The following is a 282-nucleotide window of genomic DNA, read 5'->3' on the forward strand; positions in this document are numbered from 1 at the left end:
ATCGCTCTTGATGTACAGAGCATACAGCCCAGCATCAGGCCGAATCCTTGCTCCCTCGCCTCCGTTGCCAGCGCCAGCGCTTCGGTCAGACCGCCGGTTTTATCCAGCTTAATGTTGATCATATCGTAGCGCCCCGTCAGGGCTTTCAGACTACTGCGAGTATGGCAGCTCTCATCTGCACAGATGGGCAACGGATGAATAAAATTTTCCAGGGCGGCGTCATCCTGCGCGGGCAGCGGTTGCTCCAGCATCGCGACATTCAGATCCGCCAGTAACTGGCAA

At 56.4% G+C, this 282-nt stretch carries 1 protein-coding gene; it reads right to left on the reverse strand.

The features are described 5' to 3' along the window. Window positions 1-282: enolase C-terminal domain-like protein (locus tag J4G32_RS21420; RefSeq protein ID WP_281413613.1), on the reverse strand; the 282-nt coding region annotated here is incomplete at both ends.

It is taken from the genome of Microvirga antarctica, assembly GCF_017921815.1.
GTDB classification, from domain to species: domain Bacteria; phylum Pseudomonadota; class Alphaproteobacteria; order Rhizobiales; family Beijerinckiaceae; genus Microvirga; species Microvirga antarctica.